Origin of the sequence: Kamptonema formosum PCC 6407 (genome assembly GCF_000332155.1) — a bacterium.
Lineage (GTDB): Bacteria > Cyanobacteriota > Cyanobacteriia > Cyanobacteriales > Microcoleaceae > Kamptonema > Kamptonema formosum.
Window position 1 is genome coordinate 1404373 of the sequence record NZ_KB235903.1, and the last position, 20541, is coordinate 1424913.

A 20541-nucleotide genomic window follows, 5' to 3' on the forward strand; every position below is an offset into this window, starting at 1 on the left:
CAATTAGCAATTAGCAATTACGTCGTGTCACTAACTAAAGCGCCTTTGACCTTAGAAAAGCTAGGGGCAAACAAAGCATTTTCCGGGGTTTAGAAACGAAAGCTCGTTTCTGAAAAACATCGTAATTATTGCGCTCGATCGCGTCCAGAATTTGGCTGTATAGCATCATTGCCGCCCACACAGGCCAGCGGATATCTGGACTAAGAACCTTGATTCCCCGTTCTGCACTAGCATAAAACTTGCGAGCGCGGCCGATTTGAAAACGCATTAATTCCCGCCAGCGTTCGTCAACGACACCGTTAAATAAATCCTCCTCAGTATAGTTAAACAGGGCTAACTCTTCTAAGGGGATGTAAATCCGACCGCGACGAGCATCTTCTCCCACATCCCGGAGGATGTTGGTGAGTTGGTTGGCAATTCCCAGGGCGATCGCTTCTTCAGAGGGACTTCTCGCATCCCAGTGCCAATTCCAGCTAGCCGCCGATTTGGTTTTCTCTACTCCCATCACCGCAGTGGACATCAAACCTACCGTCCCCGCGACGCGGTAACAGTAAAGTTCTAGTTCCTCAAAGGTTGCGTAACGGGAACGGTACAGATCCATGCGCTGACCTGCAATCATATCCCGAAATGGCTGGATATCCTGCGGGAAGCGGGAAATGGTATCTACGAAGGCAACGTCTAAGTCGTCTAGACAGTGACCGGCAAATAGAGATTCTAGATGTGCTTCCCAGTGGTCGAGGGTTTCCGGCGTAGTTTCGCTAGCTCCCGGCCCGTCCACGAGTTCATCGGTGCGGCGACACCAGACATAAATAGCCCAAATTGCCCGACGCTTGGCTTCGGGCATTAGCTGAGTGCCTAAATAAAAGGTTTTGGAGTATTTCTCCGTGATCTGACGACAGAGTTCGTAGGAGTCCTCCACAGAGGCCAGAGTTCTCATGCACTGGGATTTTGACAGTTGCAGCATTCTTTTTTCAGCTCTCAGGCTCAGGGTCTAGCTATCAGCTTGCAAGAGTTTCACTCAGCACTGGTTTGGGCTGACCGCCTACCTCGATGCGCCGATCGCTATCTATTGCCTGCGCTGTCAGCTTACCAGAAAGTACGGCCCCTTCCATACTCGCAAGATAACGTTGCATCGTATAATCCCCCGTTAGATAGAAATTACTTATGGGTGTGGTTTGGTTGGGACGGCACTCTTGGCGGCCGGGGGTTGCTTTGTAAACTGAGCGGGGAGTTTTGACTACGTGGGATTTTAACAGTTTTGCGGGTTGGGGGATTTGGTCGGGGAAGAGTTTTTCGAGTTCGGCCATTGTCGCGCCGACAATTTCGGCATCGGATTTGTTAATCCAATCTTTGGCTGGTGCTAAGACTAACTCCAGCATTGAGCGGTTGGGGTTGGCGTACTCGCGGCAGGTGTTGCTCATGTCGGCATAGACGCTGAGTAGGGGCGATCGCGAAAATAGCAAGTGATCGATGTCGGTAAGTTTACGGTCAAACCATAAATGTACATTGATTACGGGTACTCCTTCTAAGCCATCGAGCTTTTTGAAGTATTCCATTTGCCGCCAAGGTTCTGGGAGCATGACTTTCAGAGGATCGACTGGCATGGCGGAAACGTAGGCATCGGCGGTGAGGATTTCGTCGGGGGCTCCGTCTAAGCCGCGAATTAGGAAGCCGCTAACGGTTCCGTCACTGTTGAGTAAAAATTCTTTGATGGGGGCGTTGAGCCGAATTTCGCCGCCGCGATCGCAGATGTAATCTACCATTGGCTGGCACAATCTCTCGGTGGGAGAACCGTCTAAGAAGGCCATTTTTGAGCCATTTTTTTCTTGCAGAAAGCGATTGAGGGCTGTGAGAATTACTGTTGAAGAGATTTCGTCGGGGTCAATGAAGTTTAAAGCTTTGGACATGGCAATAAAAACTTCTTTTTCGACTCTGGGAGGGACGTTTTGCAGTTTTAGCCACTCAGAGAAGGAGTATTTGTCCATTTCCTCGACGTAGTTCTGACCCTTGAGCATGGCAGGAATTAAGCCTATGCCAAAACGGATTTTTTCGGGCCAGGTGAGCATATCGTTGTTGCCCAGGATGGCTACTACGCCGTTGAAGGGTGCGGGGATGTCGGGAAAGTCGAAACGCGAGTAGGTTCCGGGGGTTTCTGGTTGGTTAAAGATCATGGTGTGATCTTTCCATTGGAGTCTATCTTCGATGTTGAGCTCTTTGAATAGCTGCAACATATTGGGATAGGCACCAAAAAAGATGTGGAGGCCGGTTTCGTACCAGTCGCCGTCGGCATCTTTCCAGGCCGCTACTTTGCCGCCGAGCACGTCCCGCCGTTCTAGGAGGATGGGGGTGTGCCCTGAGTCTGTGAGATATTTGGCGCAGGAAAGTCCTGCTAAACCTGCTCCCGCGATCGCAACTCGCATGATTTCGCTTTGCCCTCTGTGGTTGATTCCGTCTCATTATAGTTTACAAGTTGTTACATTTTTTCAGGAAATGGTGGAGAAGGTGCGATTTCGAGTGCTGGCTAAGCCTACGCTGGGTTAACGCGATCGTCGATGGCAAGGTAAAAGATAGGGAAAAATTTTATTAGTTTTGGCTGTTGACAAATTACTGTTTGTGTGTAACAAGCGGATAAAATTTGATTTAGGGATGAAGCGTTTAAAACATGACTTAACTTACGCAAACCGAGGTGATAAACCGGGTTTCTTCGTAAATTTCTCGTTAATTAACTAATAATCTTAAAAGAAACTCGAACCTCCGAACCGAGGTGAGAAACTGGGTTTCTTCGTGAATCTCTTGTTAATAAACCAACAATCTTCAAAGAAACTTGGTTTCTGTTTCTTTGCGTAAGTCCAATCATGGTTAAATATTAACTGCGATAACTAAAAAATTTTCCCTCTTCCCTCTTCCTTCTTATTATGACTCGATTTATTCACGACAAATTTGCTAAAGATTACTTAGAAGAGTTACTAAGTCCTTTTGGCACAGTACAAGCGCCCCGTAGTATTAGTGCGGAAGTCAGAGAAATAGATGTTTGGTTTGAGCCAGCACCTATCAACCAAGGGAATCCCGAACTTTTAGGATTATTAGGAAGATTAGCAAAAACTCCCTGTATTTTAGAACCATTTCGCAATCCCGTCACGCCCCAAGAAATTTGCGATTGCCTATCAAAAGAGTTAGAAGTTAGACGTAAATATTACCGTGAAGCTGCTCGCAATCCCAGAGAAGTTGCCGATTTAGTCTTACCGAGATTGTGGATACTTACACCGACTGCATCAGTCGCAGTGTTGTCGGGATTCCGTGCTATATTAGAACCGGAGTGGTTGCCGGGAGTTTACTTGATGGCACCGGAACTCAGGAGTGCGATCGTTGTCATTCACCAATTACCTTGTACTCCAGAAACCCTATGGTTGAGGATTTTGGGTAAAGGTAATGTTCAGAAGCAGGCGATCGCGGAAATAGAATCACTTCCAGTGTCGCATCCATTCCGAAAAAATGCTTTAACTATGCTCAATCGGTTAAGGGCAGAGTTACAAGTTACGGTAAATAAAGATGTAGAAGATCAGGAGTTAATTATGCGATTATCACCACTTTTCGATCAACAATTAGAACAGGCAAAACAAGAAGCACAACAGCAGGGAATGCAAGAGGGACAACGCCGCCTCATAGAAAATCTACTAACGTCGCGCTTTGGTTCCTTAGATGGGCAATTAGCAGCAATGATCTCACCATTGTTAGCCTTACCGCCAGAGGAATTGGCTCCTTTACTATTGCAATCGTCCCGTGAAGAATTATTATCTAGGTTTGGAGAGCAAAACTAATGCGATTATTACTGCTTTTCGAGCGAAAGTTGGAGCAGGTAAATTTAATAGCAAAGTCGTAATGGATTAAATGAATCTAGATTTTTACAACTTAGACGTACTAGAAAAAGAACTTGAAAAATTACCGCCTTTACACAGGATTGCTTTCGCAGCTTCGATTTGCGAGAGAATGCTTCCAAATTATTATGCCTTTGCAAGAGAGGAAGGTCAGGGAAATCCTTCCATTCTCAGAACCTCTCTAGATGAAGTCTGGCATATTTTACAGGGTAAAGCGGTTGAGGTCGAGATAATCGAGTTACTAATAACAAATTGTCAAGAAGCGATCGTTCCTGGTGATTATGTTCTTGAATCACGGTATACCGCCGAATCCCATTTAGCGGTAGTGGCGATTTCAAGCACGTTAAAAGCTTGTCTTGATTCGGACAATATAAAAGCAATTATTAAAGTAGTAAAAGTTGTAAAAGACACAATTTTTGAATTTCTTGATATTGAAAAAGAAATTACCGAACAAGATTGGTTACAAAAATCGTGGAAAGTGCAAGTTGAAGAGATATCAAAACATCCATTTTCGCTCCGAGAAATAGCTAAAGAGAAAGAAGACATTCAGCGCTTGAAAGAAGTCGAAACTTTAAACCGAGAATTTCTAGAATCGCTCCGCACCTCTTGCAACAACAGCGGCCGAAGTTTAATCGATTTATCTTGAATTAAAGCTTATAAGCAGCTATGACAAGCAAACTTTCTAATTCAGAGAAAACGGAACATCTCGAAGCAGCAAATATTGCTTGGTTCCGCCATCAGTTACAAACTTGGGCTTTGGATAACTTGCGGGATTTCCCTTGGCGGCGCACCACCGACCCGTATTCCATCTTTGTTGCTGAATTCTTACTGCAAAAAACCGGAGCCTTAACAGCCAGTCCCGTTTACGAAACTTTTATCTCTTGCTATCCTACCTTGGAGATTCTAGCCGTAGCGCCAGTTAAAGATGTTGCTTGCCTGTTGCAACCTTTGGGTTTGCACTTTCGAGCTCAAAGGCTTTGCGAATCGGTGCAGATAATCGTCGAACGGTACTCTGGTAAAATCCCGGAATCAGAAGCCGAATTACTCAAACTCCCCGGAGTTGGCTTGTACACGGCGCGTTCCATCTGTGCCAATGCTTTTGGACAGCCAAAAGCCGTCCTCGATACCAACGTCGCTCGCATTTTCGAGCGCTTTTTCGGTTTGCTTGGCAACCGAGTTAAATCGCGCTGTCAACTGCTCTGGAAGGCAGCAGAACAAGTCGCCCCCGATACAGAGGTGGGAAAGTGGAACTTGACGCTATTGGATTTCGGAGCGGCTGTTTGCACGGCTAAAAAGCCACGTTGTGGAGATTGTCCGCTGCGCGATCGCTGCCAAGCTGTTGTAGATTTAAACTACGATCCAAGCATTAGCCTTGTTTTTGATTTTTCGTCTCAATTTAATAATTAATTCTCCTTCATTTAAGAGCAAACTGTTATTTACCTAAATGAATCTATCCCTCTTCTGTCACTCTAGCGCTTTCTTGTCAGTTTCGGCATAAAATAATCTGAGATGGTTATAGCATAAGACTTTTAGCAAAAATATTGATTTCAGGCATTCTGTTAGAAAATAAATGCTCAAACCCTTAATCTATAAGTTGGTCAAAATATTTTTCCCCAACAAAAAACGCCCTCAGGAATGAGAGCGTTTCTTGTTATCTCCAGCTAAGAATTAGCCATTGATAGCAGGAGCAACCAAAGCAACTGGAGTAGACTCACCAGCAGCTAAATCCAGAGGGAAGTTGTGAGCATTACGCTCGTGCATTACTTCCATACCCAAATTAGCGCGGTTGATCACATCAGCCCAAGTATTGACAACACGACCTTGTGAGTCGATAATCGATTGGTTGAAGTTAAAACCATTCAAGTTGAAAGCCATCGTGGAAATACCCAAAGCGGTAAACCAGATACCCACAACTGGCCATGCACCCAAGAAGAAGTGCAAAGAACGGCTATTGTTAAATGAAGCGTATTGGAAAATCAAACGACCGAAGTAGCCGTGAGCTGCAACGATATTGTAAGTTTCTTCTTCTTGACCGAACTTGTAACCGTAGTTTTGAGATTCAGCCTCAGTGGTTTCACGCAACAAAGAAGAAGTCACCAACGAACCGTGCATTGCAGAGAACAGAGAACCACCAAACACACCAGCCACACCTAACATATGGAAGGGGTGCATCAAGATATTGTGCTCAGCTTGGAACACGATCATGAAGTTGAAAGTTCCGCTGATACCCAAAGGCATACCATCGGAGAAAGAACCTTGACCGATAGGGTAGATCAAGAATACTGCTGTTGCTGCTGCCACTGGTGCAGAGTAAGCTACGCAGATCCAAGGACGCATACCTAAGCGGTAAGATAATTCCCATTCGCGACCCATGTAGCAGAACACGCCAAGCAGGAAGTGGAAAATCACTAACTGGTAGGGGCCGCCATTATAGAGCCACTCATCGAGAGAAGCTGCTTCCCAAATTGGGTAGAAGTGCAGACCAATCGCATTAGAAGAAGGAACAACAGCACCGGTGATGATGTTGTTTCCGTACATTAAGGAACCTGCAACGGGCTCGCGAATACCGTCGATGTCAACGGGAGGAGCGGCGATGAAGGCGATGATGTAGCAGATGGTGGCGGTTAAGAGGGTGGGGATCATTAGAACGCCGAACCAACCGATGTAAATCCGGTTGTCGGTGGATGTTACCCACTCGCAGAAGCGCTCCCAGACGTTAGCGCTTTCGCGCTGTTGTAAGGTAGTTGTCATGTGCTTATGATTGCTTTATGTATTTTTCAAGGTTCGGTGGGGCTTTTGTTCCCCGATGAATATTAGATTAGCGCTTTTATTTCGGTTTGTAAAGCCTTTTTAAGTACAGTGTTGCTGATGAGACAGATAAGTATAGCTAATCTGGGGGCGGCCGGAGGTAACAGATAACAGACTGCATTATGCTTGTAACATCAAGGCGGGTAAGGAAGCTGTGGGCTTTAAATATTGGAAATACTGGCGAAACTACCCCTTGTATCTACAGAACTAAAAATTAGATAAAAACGAAAAAGTCGCTAATTTAACAAGGTGGTTAATTTGTCAATGAGCTTTTTTACTTATTTTTAAGCTTTATCATTTTTACTCACGAATAACTGTAACGATTTTTACCAATTTATATTTTCTTCAGAATATCAAGTTAGCTTAGGTATAGAGATTAAATTTACCTACATACCCCGCAGGAGGGTTGCTATGGTTACAACATCGCTACGACCAAAAGAATCTCCCTCGCCCGCTTACATCTGTCCTATGGATCGGAGTTGCACTTACCTGCAACTGGCGGGTAACTTATTGCAAATAGATCCAGGCTTGCTGATAATTCTCGAACAGCCTCGGAAAGTAGTTACTGTCTCCATTCCCGTGAAACTAGACAGCGGTGAAGTGCAAGTTTTGGCGGGCCACCGCGTACAGCACTCCAATGTCCTTGGCCCTTACAAAGGTGGGACTCGCTACCATCCCTCTGTTACTCTGCAAGAAGTATCTGCTCTAGCGATGTTGATGACCTGGAAATGTGCTTTATTGGGCATTCCCTACGGTGGTGCTAAGGGCGGAATTGCGATCGATCCTTCTCACTACAGTGTTGGTGAGTTAGAGCGCATTACCCGCCGTTACACTACTGAATTGATTAAAGATATTGGCCCCGCCGTTGATATTCCCGCCCCTGATATGGGCACTAGCTCTCGCGAAATGGCTTGGATGATGGACACTTATTCTATGAATGTGGGTCATGCAGTGCCGGGGGTGGTAACGGGCAAACCCTTGTCTATTGGCGGTTCTAAGGGTCGCGAAATGGCAACGGGACGCGGTGTGATGATTACTGTCCGCGAGGCGCTGCTGGAACAGGGTCAGACTTTGGCGGGAGCGCGAGTCGCGATTCAAGGGTTCGGGAATGTGGGTAGCTCGGCTGCTTTACTCATGCACGAAGAGGGGGCTAAGATTTTAGCAGTCTCGGATGTGAACGGCGGACTATTTGCTCCTGAAGGTTTAGATATCCCTGCTGTGAAACTGTATGCTCAACAAAATAACCGCAGTATTGTGGGTTTTCCTGGTGGGGTGGCGGTAAGTAATGCTGAATTGTTGACTCTGCCTTGCGATGTGCTGATTCCCGCAGCTTTGGAAGACCAAATTACTGAGGAAAACTGCGATCGCATCCAAGCCAAATTCGTAGCAGAAGCGGCGAATGCTCCTGTTACTTTGATCGCCGATCAGATGTTAGAAGCGCGTGGGATCAAGGTTTTGCCAGATATTTTAACGAATGCTGGCGGAGTCGTAGTCAGTTACTTGGAATGGGTGCAAGGTCAATCCTATGTATTTTGGGACGAGGAACGGGTAAACCGTGAAATGGAAGGGTTGATGGTGCAAGCTTATCACCGAGTCAGCGAACTGGCTAAGGCGCGGGAGGTGTCTTTGCGGTTAGCGGCTTATATGCTAGGCGTTGGCCGCGTGGCTCAAGCGCTGAGCGATCGCGGTCTTTATCCTTGATTTTTTTACCAACTTGCGATCTAGTTTTAATGCTGACGGGGTTATTACCCCGTCAAGGAGTAGATAAAATCAAGGTCATGGCCCTTATACCCTTCTGAAAAATGGTTGCTTATGCTAACAGTTAACCGTTAACATTTAACAGTTAACCGTTAACATTCTAAGGTTCTACTATTACGGGCGTTCCTACTTCTACCTTTTCAAATAAAGCTTGAGCATCTTTATCGTACATTCTGACGCAACCATGAGAAGCAGGTCTGCCGATAGATTCTGGATTAGGTGTTCCGTGAAAACCAATCACATTTTTACCATCAGTCCAAAAGCCAATCCACCTACTTCCTAATGGATTATCTGGGCCTGGAGGAACAACCTCTCCTGTCCAAGGATGTTCCCAACTTGGTTCTCTAATCATTTGCATAACTTTAAAATTGCCTGTAGGAGTTTCCCAACCATCTTTTCCCACAGCCACAGGGAAACTTGTTTGCAACTCATTTTTGCGGTAAACATAAACGCGGCGTTCTCTCAATCTTAGCACTAAACGAACTTCCTGTAAAGGATTAACTGGGGGAGTTTGAAAGGGAGGCAGAAAAGTGTTTTTATCTCCTAGAGGTGGCAATTCTAGTTTCCCGATCGTCCGCGAACTCTGGGGAAGTGATATCTTTTTAGGAGCAGCTTTTTTGGGGATAGAATGATTTGAATTAGTTACTGGAGCAGCCGTCGCTTGTTGTATGCCGATCGTTAACAGGGCTGTACTCAAGCCCATCGCCATTAGCTTCTTAGATAAAGATCCACTATTCGTCATTGCTTGTTTCTCTCACTTCCTCACTAACAGTATTCTACAAGATTAATCTGTTTAAATCCGAAAGTCATTGTTCTTTTTGGGTTTAACCTGTGATTAATCTTGACTTTTGACCCTTGACTTGAAAGGTTTCATTGTTAATATTTCTTCCTCGATCCCTGCCGTCAGTAAGATCCCCCTCTTGGTAGAGTTATTTTCAAATTAGCTACAGTTATAGTCTGAAGAAAGACCGATATCTATGATATCAGTGTACCCTGCGATCGCGTGACCCACTAGCAACAGCCGTTGCCGAGTCTGGGCAAAGAAAGGCACAAGAAAATTATAATTCCTGTGAGTGCGATCGCTCGCGATCGCGAGCCGATTAGGGGGTTTTTCGTAAGTTTCCACAGCAACTCAGGACTGATGTTAGTTAGGGAATTGGGTTCCGCGATCGCAGTTAACTTACCTAACTTACTATCTGCCCAACTGTCAAGATGATGTTGTGGAACTCCTGACGGAGAATAGAGTCTATGAATAGTGGTGAGATAATCTTTACCTAACGATTATCTGAAGTCTGCCATCAGGTGAGTAAAATAGATTAGGTATAAAGGTTAGGGTGGTTTCTTACAATCAAAGCAACCCGATCCAAAAATATAGTCAAAAGTGAGGAAACAATGAGTCTTCAAAAGATTACTTTACTAACAGGTACAGCCCTATCGCTGTTAGTTTCAGTAGGGGTAGTGCATCCAGCAATGGCAAACCCTGAGAGTGAATTAGCTCAAGCAGGCATGAATACAACAGCGAATGTGGAAACAATCACAGGCATTGTGAAAAGCATTGTTGGTGAAGTGGTGACAGTTGATGTTGAGGGCGGTACTTACAGAACTCTGCTAATTGAACGGCGGGTACTGGGAACTATGGGTTTAGTACCGGGAAGTCGTGTCAGAGCAAGTGTAGCTCGCGGCGGTTCTGTGGTGCAAAGTATTGTAGTGATCCCAAATGTGAAGGTGACGGCGAGTACGGCGACTCGTATGACCACTACAACTCGGACTCAGACTCAAACTCAGACAACTCCGGCACCAATGCCAATGCGTCCCGCAGCCCCAATGCGTCCCCCTGCACCTCCAGCTCGGCCTCAAGCGGCTCCTGCTCGTCAGGCACCGATGGCTCCTGCTCCGATGATGCAACCAGCGGCTCCTGTGAGAGGACTTTGGTAAGGTTACGATCGCAGCAACTTTTAATTAACTAACTGATGTCACCGCGTTTTTGCGGTGGCTTCAATGATTTTAGATTTTCGATTTTTCTAAGGCTGGGGGTGTCAAATGCGCTTTTTATTTCTAATTTTGGTGCTGCTGTCGATAACTGCGTGCGATCGCGAAAAGCAGGCGATCGCTCCAGTCAATTCTAGCAATCAAGAATCCCCACAAGCTAGCCCAGTGCTGCAAAATACCTCACCAGTAGCCCAGACAAATGTAACAGCACCGAGCCAGATATTACGCACCGAAACGTTCTCGCCACAGCCAATCCGCATTACAGTTGCTAATTTACCGCAACCCTACGCCACCCAAAGCGCCTCAAAATCCCCTCAAGTAGTACCGCCTAGCCAAGGTGGAGCCTTGCGCGTTCCTCCCGGCTTTACTGTTAACATCTTTGCTAACAATTTAGAGGCTCCTCGGTGGTTAGCACTGACTCCTAGCGGCGATGTTTTGGTGACTGAAACCCGGCAAAACCGGATTCGCCTGTTGCGGGATACCAACGGCGACGGCGTTGCGGATGTGCGCGAAACCTTTGCTACTAGGGCAAATGGGTTAAATATTCCCTTTGGGATGGCCTTTAGCGATCGCTATTTTTTCCTCGGTAATAGCGCCGAAGTCCGCAGATTTCCCTACAATCAAGGCCAGCAACAACTAACTGGAACTGGTGAAAAAATTGCTGACTTACCGGGAGGTGGTTATAACCAACACTGGACGCGAAATGTTGTCACCTCCCCAGATAAAAATCAGCTTTATGTCTCCATTGGTTCGGCATCAAATGCCAGTGTAGAAGAGTTACCCAGAGCCTCAGTACAGGTGATGAATTTAGACGGTCAGAATCAAAAAACCTTTGCTTATGGGTTACGAAATCCCGTAGGATTAGATTTTCATCCGCAAACTGGAGAACTTTACACCACAGTTAACGAACGCGATGGTTTAGGGGACGATTTAGTACCCGATTACTTGACACGAATTCAGCAAGGTCAGTTTTACGGTTGGCCTTATGCTTATTTTACAGCGAATCGTTTAGATCCGCGCCACGCGCAAAATGGCATCAGCGATCGCCCAGATTTAGCTGCTAAGACTCTTATCCCAGACGTACTTTTTCAAGCGCATTCAGCAGCTTTAGGACTTCAGTTTTATGATGGGAAAACATTTCCTGAAAAATATCGGAATGGAGCCTTTGTAGCGTTTCGCGGCAGTTGGAACCGTAACGCTGGAACGGGATACAAAATTGTGTTTGTACCATTTAATAACGTTGGTCGTCCCCAAAATTATTATGAAGATTTTTTGAAGGGGTTTCTGATCGAGCCATCAGGGCCTAAAACTTGGGGTCGTCCTGTTGGTTTGCTAGTTTTACCTGATGGGAGTTTGTTGTTTACTGAAGAAGGTAATAACATAATTTATCGCGTGCAGTATCGGGGATAATTGTTAGTTGTTAGTTGTTAGTTGGGAAAAATTTATTCGTCTCTCCCTAACTTCTTCCTTCTTCCTTCTTCCTTCTTCCTTCTCCCTTCTTCCTTGATTCTAAAAACCAGAACCAGGCTGTTTTATAAACTCAGCTTCCTCTGGCGTTGTCTCCCTTCCAAGAATTTGATTTCGATGGGGAAATCTACCAAACTTCTCAATTATTTCTAAATGACGAATGGCATAATCAATAGGTGATTTACTCTCAGCATCTCCGCTAAGTTGGTAAAATAATTCAACTGCTTTTCGCTGATGTTCCAAATTTTCGCTATGTTCAAAAGGCAGGTAAATAAACCACCTTTGTACAGACAAAAAGGTGCTATCGAACTTGTTATCGACAGCGTATTGAGCAGCAATCAGTGCTTTACTATCAGTGGCAAAGGCTTGAGGTTTTCCACGAAATAAATTCCGAGGGAATTGATCTAGTAATATGATTAATGCTAAGCAACTTTCTGGGGATTTTTGCCAAGAGTCAAGTTTACCTGATGCGGCTAATTCATAGTCTGAGAAAAAGCGCGATCGTACTTCCTCGTCAAAAGCTGTATCTTTTGTAAACCATTCTTTTTTAGGTTGGCCATAGTTGGGAGAGTCAGATTGACCAAACCAGAAAGTTAAAACTCGATCGACTTGCAATCTTGATTCTAATTGATTATTCATTGTAATTTCAATTAAAACCTATTTTTTAGAATTAAACTTTTGTTTAGCTTGCTCGTAAACTTCAACATTAATTTGAGTTATCCCCAATTCTTGAGCAAATTTCTCAATCTTTTTACGAGCAGCCGGTCGGACGAAAAAGGGAATTTCCTTGAGCCTTGCCTCAGCTTCTGCTGTCCATTCTAGTGGTATACTCATTATCCAATTACTCCTGATTTTAAGTACAATTGCTATAAATTCATAGTTTACAGCATAAAGGGCTTAATGGCAAAATCCCCCAGCGTAACTGTAAAACTCTGTTGCTCTTTAGTAGCCGCAAAATTAATAATAACTTCACAGGCAACTGCAACAGTCAGCATCACCAAGTTTCTCGCTAAAGGGTAATCGCAAACATCATCATTTGCTGGTGAAGGAACGCGATAGCCTTGATTCCAAATCACCTCAGCATAATCACTAGCTAAACCGACATGGAGACAGGGAATACTCCTACTCGCACAGCAATCTTTAACAGCTTGCCGACCTATGCTATTATCAAAAGTATCAACTACTAATGCACTATTGGCAAGTAGTACAGCGGCATTTGCTGCTGTTAGTTCTTTCGACTGTGGATCGACCTTAACTCCTAGAGCGCGGTAGAGGTTATTGGCGATAATTTTTGCTTTGAATGCGCCCACATCTGAACGATAATAGGGTTGGGTAGATAAGTTACGTTCCTCGATGCGATCGCGGTCAATTACCTTTAAGTTTTCAAAGCCAGAACGTGCCAAGTTCTCAGTAATATTAGCACCCAAAGCACCAGCGCCACATACCGTTACTGGCAACTTTTTCAACAGTGACATTACTGCTGGTGTTCGATACAGTTGTTCGTGAAATAAAGTTGACATAATTGGTAATTGGTAATTGGTAATAGCTAATTGCGAATGGCTAATTGCTAACTTATCTAGCTTCGACAACTCCAACTAATGATTGTAAATCAAAGTTGCTGTCTAGTCCGCTTAGACAAATGCCAGCACTAACTACAGTCAGGTCATTTTTGGCGATCGCGCTGGTGTGGCGATCGCCATTTCCACCAGTCCACTCGATCAGCCAATAGTCGTCGCGATCGCGAAACTCTCGCAACTCTCCCCCACCCATTTGTAGCGCCTCCTGTAAGCGCTTTTCATCCCGTCGCTGCTGGAACTTTTGACTAAATTCCTCAGTCTGCTGTGCTACTAACTCGTAGACAGTACGCATCTCCGGTGTCATCCCCTTAAAGCGGACTTCTTGAGGAGAAATCACCTTTTTTAACGCCAATCTTAGTTCCTCAGATGACAGCGGATCGGCGCGGCGATCGATATCCTCGAACCACCACGATTTACCATCCCATCTAGCAATAATTGGCTCAAAAGTAGCGCCTTCAGTTACTAAATGGATGGGAAATGGTTTGGCAACACCAATGCGTTGTCTAGCATCAGATTCATTAACAGGATAAGCCAGCCAAGTTTGTCCTTGCAAAGTGTAAGCTAGTTGCAATCGAATGGGAGCAAGTAGTTGCAAATATTCCGTCAGTTGTGGCAAACTGGGTTCATCAACTACTTGAGCAACTTTTTCATTAACTGGCTGAAAAATACCCCATCCTTCAAAATTACGCGGCTTTGGCTTGAAAGTATAAACAATTCCAGCTACCCTTGTCCGTACCCGTCCCCCGCGAGTGCAAGGCGCGAGAAACTGAGTATCGCACAACTGCGTTTCTTGTGCAGCCAGTTTGCTCAGAAGATTGCGGATATCTGCCACTATATTTACCTCCAAAACTCATTAAATATTTTCCTGAAACTTTAATGGTATAGAAGTTATATGTTATTGAACATTAACACTAAAAACATTTAGTTTTAAGGATGAATTGCAGAATGTAACAATTAAACTATTGCGTTAAGCAGGTTCTTGTGTTAGGTTTGAATTTCAAATCCTAGAAGTAGGACAAAATTATCTTATCCAAAAACAATGCAAAGACATACTATGATGACTCCGAAATTCTTAAAAGTCGCAGTTGCAACCGCAGGTACAGCCTTGAGCTTAGCATCTATTTTTGCTAACCCAGTCAAAGCCGAGGAATACAAATTTACAGTTCAGAACAATACCGATACAGCAATTAGCCAGGTATTCGTATCTGAAGATGGCAAGACTTGGGGATACTTTTCTCTGGAAAGTAACATTGCTCCCAAGAGTGAAGGAGAGATGGTTTGGGGTGAACAGACTAATCACGAAGCTTGCAGCCAGTGGATAAAAGTAGGATTTGAAGATGGGAGTATGTCAGAGGCGGAGAAGTTTGATTTCTGTGCTAATCCTTCTTTAGTTGTTGACTAAGAATTAAGCTGTGATGCAGGTTTAAAACCGAGTGTATAACTCAGGGTGTATCCTCCGCTTTTTGTGTCAAAGAAGGCTGGAGTCAAGTGACTTCAGCTTCTTTGTAGGCAAGTCTATCTTATTTTAGGATAAAGTGAAAACAGACTCACTCTTTTATAAGCTATTTCAGAAGTTCCCCCATAGCTTTTTTGAGCTGATTGGTCAATCTTCTTCTGAGGTTGAAGCTTATCATTTTACCTCAGTAGAAATCAAACAACCGAATTTTACCATCGATGGATTGTTTAAGCCTAGTGATGAGGATAACGACAAACCTATTTACTTTATTGAGGTACAGTTTCAGAAGAAAGACTATTTTTATTGGCGTTTTTTTGCAGAAGTTTTCCTGTATCTGAAGCAAGAAATGCCTACTCAAGATTGGCAGGCTGTGGCTGTGTTTAAAAACCGCAATGTCGATCCCGACTTACCAAGACAATATCGAGGTTTGTTGATGAGCCAGCAGGTGAAAATTATCTATTTGGAGGAGTTAGAAAAAACAGGCGATCGCTCTTTAGCTCTAGGTATGGTACAATTAATTGTAGAGCCAGAAGAAACAGCGGGTGCAGAAGCTCGGCAATTAATTGGAAAGGCGCGGCAGTTGGATGATGAAGACCTTAGCCGCGATGTAGTAGAATTTATTGAGACGGTCATTGTTTATAAGTTTGCTAATTTGAGTCGTCAGGAGATACAAGAAATGCTGGAATTGGGTGATTTGAAGCAGACAAGATTTTATCAAGAAGCCAAAATAGAAGGTAAGGTAGAAACAGTGCCTGTACTTTTGCGACTGGGATTGAGTGTAGAACAAATTGCTCGTGAGTTAGGGTTGGACATTGAATTGGTAAGGCAGGCAGTTCAGGGTTTTTCTGGTGGTGAGATTGAGGAAGGAGAAGATAGGGGAAATTAGCAAAATTGTATTTGCTGATTATTAGTTTAATTCTGATTTTCATCAACTGAATCTATATCGTTTTGAATGACCACCTATTGAGTAGGTGAAAATTATGACTATTTCAATAGCAGCAACACCCTTACCTTTAGCAGTTAATGCTGATGGCGTAGTGCTAGTAGGGGGAACACGAGTAACCCTTGATACGGTTGTATTTTCTTTTAATCGAGGTGCAACTGCTGAGGAAATTTGTTTGGCTTATCCATCTTTGCGTTTAGCAGATGTGTATGCCACAATTGCTTATTATTTGCAGCATCAGGAAGATGTCGAGGCGTATTTGCAGCAGCGGCAAGTATTAGCGAGGGAAGTTCGCAGACAGAATGAGGCTAAATTCAATCCTCAAGGAATTAGAGAACGTTTGTTGTCTCGGAGGGGTGGATAGTGACTCATGCTTCACCTGCTTCAAGTAGTACATTCCCCATTGCCCTCGCTCGCTTGATATTAGTAGTTAAAGCACAAACAATTACAGTCCTGATTTGAGAACTGTTCAATATATCATTTTGAATGACTACATAAGGACGAACATAACCTGGCTCTGAGCCAATTGGCTGTCCTAAATCAATCCAGTAAATATCTCCTTGGTGAATTACCATTCTGTTTCTGCCAATTGTCGCTGATGTTGACGCATTCCCTCTAACATAGCTTGCTCTGACGGATCTAGTCCATCTGCATAGGCTTCATTGATGCTTTTTAGGAGTTCTTGTTGATGATGGCGATGCAAATAGTCTTCCATTGCTAAAATAAACAGTTGATTTTCAGGAATCTGCATCTCATTTGCCAGGATAGATACTTGGTTATAGAGTGAATCGGGGAGGGAAAGATCTGTTTTAATGTTAGCCATGAGTGTTGTAACTGTTTGAGGGGCTATAGTTCTAGTTTAGCTTAAGCGCGATCGCACTGTCTATCCTCAGTTAAAATGTAGTATGATTTTGGGAATCTTACCGATCAAATTATCCTCCCATCCAATGACTACACTCTGATTTCTATAAAACTTAATTAACTATGCCATCTGAAGAACATATCCAATCATCTTATCATGACTTCTTGCATGACTCGGATGGCTGGATTAAGCCGGGTGAGTCGGTTGAATCTTGTGAATCGGGTGAATTTTTTGACAATGTAGAGCTTGCGGTTTTAGAAATATCGCCGACTAAAAATGACTGGTATAAGTCGAAAGAAAAACCTATTCAAGTCTTTATTAGCCAGTATTTATTATCAGTAGGAATAAACAATTCCATTGAAAAAGTTTACAAATATGACGATGTAGTATACAGAGCAGATATTATTTGTCCAGATATTAGCACTGTGATAGAAGTTAAAAAGGTGTTATCCCGTGAGGATATATGGCACGCTAAAAGTCAAGTGAAGACTTATGCAAACAAATATAACATGAGATATTGTTTGGTCATAGGTTTGCCTCCCCGCAGTTTTAACCAACGAAAATCAGTAGAGCAGTTAGCAAAAGAAGAAAAAGAATGGAATTTTGCTGTAATTTTTCTCGATCCTAATAACGAGAAAACTTTGGGATTAGATCAATACTTTAAGCAACTTTCTTCAGTATCTTGGAAAGATTCACTTGATGATATCATAAGAAGGCTCCGAGAGATAGTTTCAGCGTACTGGGAATCATTTTCAAAGACAACAAAACACTTGTTAAAGCCTACTCAAAAACACCGTTACTATCTACCTCCCTCCGATCAGTAAATTTAAAAAAAATGATTAATGGGGCTTGTTTTATTTACCAGCCCCATTATTATCACTTATCATCTCTCACCGGCAAAGCCACATCCAGAATTTCCATCAGCAACTCCAACCGCGAAGGACGAGAAAGCATCGGCACCAAATTCGGCAATGAATAGTAATCACCAGCAAACGTAAAGGTTTCCACCGGCACTTGCTTCTGCTTCAATTGACTCTCAACATAATTAGAATGAGAACCAACTCGCACGATCACTACATTCGGCATTACCCCTAAATCGCGGCAATAAGTAGTATAAGCATCGGCAAATAAAGGTGTAGAATTATCACCTTCATCTGTCACCAAAATAAACTGCTCAACCACCTGCTTTTTCTTCCGCATCACTTCCACAGCGCAACCGCAGCTAGTACCACCATTTGCCTGAAGATGCTTAAAAGCACGCTCCCAGTCCGTCAATTCCTTACCTTTTGCCTCTACAAAATAGGGCATCGTGTCAAAGGCATAGACGAACAAATCGGCATCGGAAATACCAGAAATTAACGCGGCAAGACGCTTACCAACTTCGATTGCATTCGTCATGGAACCTGACTTATCTACTAGCAAACCAGTAGATTTAGCGATTTTACCGCGTCTTTTTACCTGTTCATTTGTCACCGCTTCCAGTTTCGCCGCCGTCGCTGCATCAAATTGAGCGCCATCGCCGGCAACACTAGCTTTAAAAGCAGAAACTCGATCGCTTTTCGCGGCTTGATCCAACTTCCCATCAATCAATTTTTTGACTTCTGGGTGATCCATTGCACCGCGATTTTGAATGGATTTCAAGTTATTAATTACTTCCTGCGGTGACATCGAATCAATTAATGCTACCAATACAGTTGGTGTTAGTTGTTTTACTGCGCCAACTGCGATCGCATAAGGAATCTTGTGCTCGACAATCAACATCGCCTGATCCGCTGGAGTCGCCGCCTTCGCCAACTGCTTGAGTACAAACGCCAGACTGTCCTCTGGCGGATTGTCCTTAAACAGGACAGAATCAGCACGATCGCTTGGTTTAATATGCAAACTCGCATACAAATGCTTCATCGCCTTGCGTCCCCGCATTGCAGCGCGATCGAAAAACTGCGGATTCTTTTCGCGCGATTTCAGATAGCGAGTCACAGCAGTACGCGCCGATCGCGGCACTTTTCCCCGGTGAACCTTCATAAAGTCCACAATCCGTGAAACCTCATAAGGAGGGAACTCTTGTAACATCACAAAACCAGCATCTCTGTGCTCAGTTAAGTTACTTGTTAGCAAATTTCCGACAAAAACTTCCTTATGATCGCGCACGTCGCCATTGTGCTGATACCACACCGCTAAATGACCGTAAAAAATCGGGTCAATTTCCACAATTAACTTGTGAATTTCTGTCACCTTTTCTAATTGGCGGTGAGGTGTAGTTAGCAAACTATTAAGCATTTCTAAACGTAAATCTCGCTCGGCTGTATTCATATTCATAACTATTATCTCCTTTGAATTAATAGAGAATTTTTTAGAGGCATCTGTCGCTCTTCTTTCACTGACATTTTATGCCTTACCCACTTACCCGCCAAGGGTTAAAACCCCTGTCTCATAGCTTAAGTCCTCTGAAGAGGACTACAAAAATCTTTAGTCGGTTTTAACCGACTTTTGCTCTTAGACAGGGGTTTTAACCCCTGGCGCATCTATTAGAAAAAAATTACTTCGCGCAAGTCAAAAAAGCCATTTGTTCATACGCAGGGATTGAACCTGCATAATCTTGAACCTAAATCAAGCGCCTTTTCCAATTTGGCTAGTATGTAAGCTTTCCCAGTTAGGGCGCGAAGTAAAAACCTTAAACCTTGCTAAGTTGCTGCATAATAAACTTAATTTGTTTCTTACTACACTGCTGTTTACTAACAGCATAAACAGGCTTTCCGTATTCCCACCACCCGCGATCGCGAGTCAGATTAGTTTTCAAAACAACATCAGCACCCAAACTCAGAAAAGGAATATCTGCCAGCGTAATTAGATACCAAATATCATCGATCTTACGGTAATGATGGTAGGCATCGATTCTCAAAAAATCTTTCGGTTTTTCAGGAGGCTTGTATGGGATTTTCTTAGCTAAACAGAGAATGCCAGAATCTGGGTGAATATACAGTTTTTCTTGGGAATAACCAATGCGATTTGGCTGGTAATGATAGGCAGAGCTTTTAGGGTAAGGAACCCCATCAATAATCACAACATTTCGTTCTACATAACTCCAAACATGAGAAAGGATATGTTGACCCGATAAAGTAGTGATATCAACCAACTGGGACATTTCTCTATAAACCTCATCCCAGAGTTTCCCTATTTTTGAACGCAGCCAACGGTACAGCGGGCCAAGACAATCAGAAAAGTATTTTGTCTTGTTTCTCGGCTTAATTAAGTAAGGTCTAAGCAGTCCGTCTGTACTTGCTTCTTCAGTAATCTTTGTTAGGTGTTTCTTGTACCCAGTCACCTTTTTTAAGCTGATTCTCCACCCTGAACGAGGGCGCTCAATCACATTTTCACCTAAGCGGTGTTCGCTCATAAATACCCTTAATTTGAGAGTAATACAGCAGAATAAACCGATTGCAAAAATCTATCGATCTCATTAGTCCGCGTAGGCGGACTTTGTTTGTGTAGGCGCGATTTCAATCGCCGGAATATTATTGCAAGAAGCCTAATAATCAAACACCCAAGAAATGCTAAGGCAAAATACTTCGCACAAGTCGAAAAAGCTTTAAGCACGGCTGTTCTTACCAGTTTTACCTGGCAGTGGACACGCAAACCTCATCTAACAAGAGACTTGGAATGCTTCGCTAGGTCGGTCGCCCGAATATCGCTACCTTAGAGCCCTATAGTTAGTAAAGTGTGTAGGCTTTATCGGTTAGGATGCGAAGTGAAACCCTCAATTTTTAACAGAAATAACTGTCAGCGAGTTTTAATCAAAACTTTGCCAC

General features: G+C 43.7%; 23 protein-coding genes. 10 read left to right on the plus strand and 13 right to left on the minus strand.

Translation table 11 applies throughout. The annotated features are described in order from the left end of the window. Positions 1-34: 34 nt before the first annotated feature. Both crtB and pds read right to left on the minus strand, forming a co-directional pair. Positions 35-964: a 15-cis-phytoene synthase CrtB gene (gene crtB, locus OSCIL6407_RS0111015; RefSeq protein ID WP_007357653.1), complete on the minus strand. Its 930-nt coding sequence runs from the start codon at positions 962-964 to the stop codon at positions 35-37. A 34-nt stretch (positions 965-998) separates the two neighbouring features. Further along, entirely contained in the window at positions 999-2420 is a 1422-nt protein-coding gene (gene pds / locus OSCIL6407_RS0111020) for a 15-cis-phytoene desaturase (RefSeq protein ID WP_007357652.1), read from the minus strand. A 495-nt stretch (positions 2421-2915) separates the two neighbouring features. Between pds and OSCIL6407_RS0111025 the strand changes: the two genes are divergently transcribed. The 3 genes from OSCIL6407_RS0111025 (at position 2916) to OSCIL6407_RS0111035 (ending at position 5282) form a co-directional block, all read left to right on the plus strand. Then, on the plus strand, positions 2916-3818 hold the full coding sequence (locus tag OSCIL6407_RS0111025; RefSeq protein WP_007357651.1) for a hypothetical protein: 903 nt from the start codon (positions 2916-2918) through the stop codon (positions 3816-3818). A gap of 70 nt (positions 3819-3888) precedes the next feature. After that, on the plus strand, positions 3889-4521 hold the full coding sequence (locus OSCIL6407_RS0111030) for a DUF416 family protein (RefSeq protein WP_007357650.1): 633 nt from the start codon (positions 3889-3891) through the stop codon (positions 4519-4521). Between the two features lie 20 nt (positions 4522-4541). Further along, positions 4542-5282, plus strand: a complete 741-nt coding sequence (locus OSCIL6407_RS0111035; protein WP_007357649.1) for an HhH-GPD family protein — start codon at positions 4542-4544, stop codon at positions 5280-5282. Between the two features lie 261 nt (positions 5283-5543). Here the strand turns inward: OSCIL6407_RS0111035 and psbA are convergent, their stop codons facing one another. Continuing rightward, positions 5544-6626: a photosystem II q(b) protein gene (gene psbA, locus OSCIL6407_RS0111040; protein ID WP_019487222.1), complete on the minus strand. Its 1083-nt coding sequence runs from the start codon at positions 6624-6626 to the stop codon at positions 5544-5546. A 468-nt stretch (positions 6627-7094) separates the two neighbouring features. Here psbA and OSCIL6407_RS0111045 point away from each other — a divergent pair, with 468 nt between their 5' ends. Next, positions 7095-8384, plus strand: coding sequence for a Glu/Leu/Phe/Val family dehydrogenase (locus OSCIL6407_RS0111045; RefSeq protein ID WP_019487223.1), 1290 nt, complete (start codon positions 7095-7097; stop codon positions 8382-8384). A 157-nt stretch (positions 8385-8541) separates the two neighbouring features. Here OSCIL6407_RS0111045 and OSCIL6407_RS0111050 read toward each other — a convergent pair whose 3' ends face one another. Continuing rightward, positions 8542-9183 (minus strand): L,D-transpeptidase, encoded by a 642-nt coding sequence (locus tag OSCIL6407_RS0111050; protein ID WP_007353035.1) that lies wholly within the window; start codon positions 9181-9183, stop codon positions 8542-8544. A gap of 198 nt (positions 9184-9381) precedes the next feature. Further along, complete coding sequence (locus OSCIL6407_RS34135) at positions 9382-9567, minus strand: hypothetical protein (RefSeq protein ID WP_148288851.1); 186 nt, start codon at positions 9565-9567, stop codon at positions 9382-9384. A 266-nt stretch (positions 9568-9833) separates the two neighbouring features. Between OSCIL6407_RS34135 and OSCIL6407_RS0111055 the strand changes: the two genes are divergently transcribed. Next, positions 9834-10376, plus strand: a complete 543-nt coding sequence (locus OSCIL6407_RS0111055; protein WP_007353034.1) for a hypothetical protein — start codon at positions 9834-9836, stop codon at positions 10374-10376. Between the two features lie 105 nt (positions 10377-10481). Beyond that, on the plus strand, positions 10482-11840 hold the full coding sequence (locus OSCIL6407_RS0111060; RefSeq protein WP_007353033.1) for a PQQ-dependent sugar dehydrogenase: 1359 nt from the start codon (positions 10482-10484) through the stop codon (positions 11838-11840). 99 nt (positions 11841-11939) lie between these two features. Here the strand turns inward: OSCIL6407_RS0111060 and OSCIL6407_RS0111065 are convergent, their stop codons facing one another. From OSCIL6407_RS0111065 to OSCIL6407_RS0111080, 4 genes are read right to left on the minus strand one after another with little or no spacing between them, the layout of a single operon-like run. Next, positions 11940-12536: a DUF924 family protein gene (locus OSCIL6407_RS0111065; RefSeq protein WP_007353032.1), complete on the minus strand. Its 597-nt coding sequence runs from the start codon at positions 12534-12536 to the stop codon at positions 11940-11942. A gap of 18 nt (positions 12537-12554) precedes the next feature. Beyond that, the gene (locus OSCIL6407_RS0111070; protein WP_007353031.1) at positions 12555-12731 is read right to left on the minus strand and encodes a PCP reductase family protein; all 177 of its coding nucleotides are present in this window, start codon (positions 12729-12731) and stop codon (positions 12555-12557) included. Between the two features lie 47 nt (positions 12732-12778). Further along, positions 12779-13417: a ThiF family adenylyltransferase gene (locus OSCIL6407_RS0111075; protein WP_007353030.1), complete on the minus strand. Its 639-nt coding sequence runs from the start codon at positions 13415-13417 to the stop codon at positions 12779-12781. A 52-nt stretch (positions 13418-13469) separates the two neighbouring features. Then, on the minus strand, positions 13470-14306 hold the full coding sequence (locus OSCIL6407_RS0111080) for a hypothetical protein (RefSeq protein WP_007353029.1): 837 nt from the start codon (positions 14304-14306) through the stop codon (positions 13470-13472). Between the two features lie 207 nt (positions 14307-14513). On the opposite strand from OSCIL6407_RS0111080, the gene OSCIL6407_RS0111085 reads away from it, so the two are divergent. From OSCIL6407_RS0111085 to OSCIL6407_RS0111095, 3 genes are all read left to right on the plus strand, one after another. Then, positions 14514-14876 (plus strand): hypothetical protein, encoded by a 363-nt coding sequence (locus tag OSCIL6407_RS0111085; protein ID WP_234708685.1) that lies wholly within the window; start codon positions 14514-14516, stop codon positions 14874-14876. 133 nt (positions 14877-15009) lie between these two features. Continuing rightward, on the plus strand, positions 15010-15816 hold the full coding sequence (locus OSCIL6407_RS0111090) for an Rpn family recombination-promoting nuclease/putative transposase (protein WP_007353027.1): 807 nt from the start codon (positions 15010-15012) through the stop codon (positions 15814-15816). A 94-nt stretch (positions 15817-15910) separates the two neighbouring features. Continuing rightward, complete coding sequence (locus OSCIL6407_RS0111095) at positions 15911-16237, plus strand: DUF433 domain-containing protein (protein ID WP_007353026.1); 327 nt, start codon at positions 15911-15913, stop codon at positions 16235-16237. A gap of 4 nt (positions 16238-16241) precedes the next feature. Here the strand turns inward: OSCIL6407_RS0111095 and OSCIL6407_RS30570 are convergent, their stop codons facing one another. Together OSCIL6407_RS30570 and OSCIL6407_RS0111105 are read right to left on the minus strand one after the other, a co-directional pair. Next, positions 16242-16448: a type II toxin-antitoxin system PemK/MazF family toxin gene (locus OSCIL6407_RS30570; protein ID WP_007353025.1), complete on the minus strand. Its 207-nt coding sequence runs from the start codon at positions 16446-16448 to the stop codon at positions 16242-16244. After that, positions 16442-16696: a hypothetical protein gene (locus OSCIL6407_RS0111105; RefSeq protein ID WP_007353024.1), complete on the minus strand. Its 255-nt coding sequence runs from the start codon at positions 16694-16696 to the stop codon at positions 16442-16444. Before OSCIL6407_RS0111105 ends, OSCIL6407_RS30570 begins: the two co-directional genes overlap by 7 nt. Before the next feature lie 161 nt (positions 16697-16857). Between OSCIL6407_RS0111105 and OSCIL6407_RS0111110 the strand changes: the two genes are divergently transcribed. Further along, positions 16858-17559, plus strand: coding sequence for a hypothetical protein (locus tag OSCIL6407_RS0111110; RefSeq protein ID WP_007353023.1), 702 nt, complete (start codon positions 16858-16860; stop codon positions 17557-17559). A 52-nt stretch (positions 17560-17611) separates the two neighbouring features. Here OSCIL6407_RS0111110 and OSCIL6407_RS37040 read toward each other — a convergent pair whose 3' ends face one another. Both OSCIL6407_RS37040 and OSCIL6407_RS0111120 read right to left on the minus strand, forming a co-directional pair. Further along, positions 17612-19051: a vWA domain-containing protein gene (locus OSCIL6407_RS37040; RefSeq protein WP_007353022.1), complete on the minus strand. Its 1440-nt coding sequence runs from the start codon at positions 19049-19051 to the stop codon at positions 17612-17614. A gap of 355 nt (positions 19052-19406) precedes the next feature. Beyond that, complete coding sequence (locus tag OSCIL6407_RS0111120) at positions 19407-20129, minus strand: hypothetical protein (RefSeq protein ID WP_007353021.1); 723 nt, start codon at positions 20127-20129, stop codon at positions 19407-19409. Between the last annotated feature and the right edge of the window lie 412 nt (positions 20130-20541).

Bases quoted from the DNA above. Each gene is read 5' to 3' on its own strand.
- OSCIL6407_RS0111060 (WP_007353033.1), top strand. From the start codon at position 10,482: ATGCGCTTTTTATTTCTAATTTTGGTGCTGCTGTCGATAACTGCGTGC.
- OSCIL6407_RS0111085 (WP_234708685.1), top strand. From the start codon at position 14,514: ATGCAAAGACATACTATGATGACTCCGAAATTCTTAAAAGTCGCAGTT.
- OSCIL6407_RS37040 (WP_007353022.1), bottom strand. From the start codon at position 19,051: ATGAATATGAATACAGCCGAGCGAGATTTACGTTTAGAAATGCTTAAT.
- OSCIL6407_RS0111045 (WP_019487223.1), top strand. From the start codon at position 7,095: ATGGTTACAACATCGCTACGACCAAAAGAATCTCCCTCGCCCGCTTAC.
- OSCIL6407_RS0111030 (WP_007357650.1), top strand. From the start codon at position 3,889: ATGAATCTAGATTTTTACAACTTAGACGTACTAGAAAAAGAACTTGAA.
- OSCIL6407_RS0111105 (WP_007353024.1), bottom strand. From the start codon at position 16,696: ATGGCTAACATTAAAACAGATCTTTCCCTCCCCGATTCACTCTATAAC.
- OSCIL6407_RS0111025 (WP_007357651.1), top strand. From the start codon at position 2,916: ATGACTCGATTTATTCACGACAAATTTGCTAAAGATTACTTAGAAGAG.
- OSCIL6407_RS0111035 (WP_007357649.1), top strand. From the start codon at position 4,542: ATGACAAGCAAACTTTCTAATTCAGAGAAAACGGAACATCTCGAAGCA.
- OSCIL6407_RS0111070 (WP_007353031.1), bottom strand. From the start codon at position 12,731: ATGAGTATACCACTAGAATGGACAGCAGAAGCTGAGGCAAGGCTCAAG.
- OSCIL6407_RS0111075 (WP_007353030.1), bottom strand. From the start codon at position 13,417: ATGTCAACTTTATTTCACGAACAACTGTATCGAACACCAGCAGTAATG.
- OSCIL6407_RS30570 (WP_007353025.1), bottom strand. From the start codon at position 16,448: ATGGTAATTCACCAAGGAGATATTTACTGGATTGATTTAGGACAGCCA.
- OSCIL6407_RS0111050 (WP_007353035.1), bottom strand. From the start codon at position 9,183: ATGACGAATAGTGGATCTTTATCTAAGAAGCTAATGGCGATGGGCTTG.
- psbA (WP_019487222.1), bottom strand. From the start codon at position 6,626: ATGACAACTACCTTACAACAGCGCGAAAGCGCTAACGTCTGGGAGCGC.
- pds (WP_007357652.1), bottom strand. From the start codon at position 2,420: ATGCGAGTTGCGATCGCGGGAGCAGGTTTAGCAGGACTTTCCTGCGCC.
- crtB (WP_007357653.1), bottom strand. From the start codon at position 964: ATGCTGCAACTGTCAAAATCCCAGTGCATGAGAACTCTGGCCTCTGTG.
- OSCIL6407_RS0111095 (WP_007353026.1), top strand. From the start codon at position 15,911: ATGACTATTTCAATAGCAGCAACACCCTTACCTTTAGCAGTTAATGCT.
- OSCIL6407_RS0111065 (WP_007353032.1), bottom strand. From the start codon at position 12,536: ATGAATAATCAATTAGAATCAAGATTGCAAGTCGATCGAGTTTTAACT.
- OSCIL6407_RS0111120 (WP_007353021.1), bottom strand. From the start codon at position 20,129: ATGAGCGAACACCGCTTAGGTGAAAATGTGATTGAGCGCCCTCGTTCA.
- OSCIL6407_RS0111110 (WP_007353023.1), top strand. From the start codon at position 16,858: ATGCCATCTGAAGAACATATCCAATCATCTTATCATGACTTCTTGCAT.
- OSCIL6407_RS0111055 (WP_007353034.1), top strand. From the start codon at position 9,834: ATGAGTCTTCAAAAGATTACTTTACTAACAGGTACAGCCCTATCGCTG.